The 1,160-nt window shown below is 69.7% G+C and carries 1 protein-coding gene and 1 pseudogene; both read right to left on the minus strand.

Annotation, left to right across the window (positions count from 1 at the left end; all coding sequences use genetic code 11):
• The coding region (locus tag FOF48_RS37460; protein ID WP_255443090.1) for a hypothetical protein at positions 1-263 on the minus strand (263 nt) is incomplete at its 3' end.
• Positions 264-320: 57 nt separating this feature from the next.
• A pseudogene (locus FOF48_RS37465) lies at positions 321-1,109 on the minus strand (thioesterase domain-containing protein); the annotation flags it as partial.
• Positions 1,110-1,160: the final 51 nt, after the last annotated feature.

Consider the following 1,160-nt stretch of genomic DNA (forward strand, 5'->3'; position numbering starts at 1 on the left):
TGGCCGCCGGGCACGTCGTGCACCTCCAGGCCACCGCGGACCAGTGACTCCCAGCCGCGATGACGCGGGATGGGAGGACTGGTGGGTGCGTGCTCGCTGGCGCTCAGGAGGAGGGCGGAGCCGTCGTAGGGACGAGGGACGTACTTCTCCTGCGCGAAGAGGTTGGCGCGGAAGACGTTGAAGAGGGCGCGCAGCTGCGCGGGCCCAGAGTTCGAGTCGAGGATGTGGGTGCGGAGGCCTTCCTGGAGAAGGAGGCTGAGCATCGCGTCGTCATCGCCGTGGGCAAGCGCCTCGTCCGACGCCGGCAAGTCCTGCCCGAAGGCGGAGGCGGTGGCACGGGCGAAGGCGACTCTCGCGCGAGCCTGTGCGGAGAGGCGGGAGGTGTTTTCGGACGGCGGGACGAGGCCCGGGGTGTGAGCGTCGATGAGGGCGAGCAGTTCCACCGATTCGCCGGAGTCGCGCAGGAGGCGAGCCATCTCGAAGGCGATGACGCCCCCGAGAGACCATCCCCCGAGGCGGTAGGGCCCGTGGGGTTGAACGGAGCGGAGGGCGTCGAGGTAGAGGGCGGCCATCTCCTCGACGGAGTCTGCGACGGGCCGACCGTCGAGACCGCGGGACTGGAGACCGAAGACGGGGAGAGAGGGCCCCAGCCTGCGAGCAAGCTCCGAGTAGGCGAGGACGTTGCCGCCGCCAGGGTGGACGAGGAAGAGAGGACGGTGGCCGGGCTCGCCGCGCTCGAGGGGGACGAGAGGAGTCCAGGGCCTGGAGTCGTCGCGCAGTGCGAGAGCGAGCTGCTCGATGGTGGGCTGCTGGAAGAGGACGGAGAGAGGGAGGGAGAGGCCAAGGCGCTCGCGGAGAGAGGCGAGCATGCGGACGGCGAGGAGGGAGTGGCCGCCGAGCTCGAAGAAGCTGGAGCGGACGCCGACGGAAGGAAGGCCGAGGACGTCCTGCCAGATGCGAGCGAGCTGAAGCTCGAGGGCGTCGCGAGGAGCGATGAAGTCCCTGGTGTCGACGGAGAGCGCGTCGGGTTCAGGGAGGGCCTTGCGGTCGACCTTTCCGTTGGAGTTGAGGGGCAGGGCGTCGAGCACGAGGAAGGCGGAGGGCACCATGTACTCGGGGAGGCCGAGGCGCAGGTGAGCCTTGAGGGAGTCGATGTCGAG

Source organism: Corallococcus sp. Z5C101001 (genome assembly GCF_007352635.1).
GTDB lineage: Bacteria > Myxococcota > Myxococcia > Myxococcales > Myxococcaceae > Corallococcus > Corallococcus silvisoli.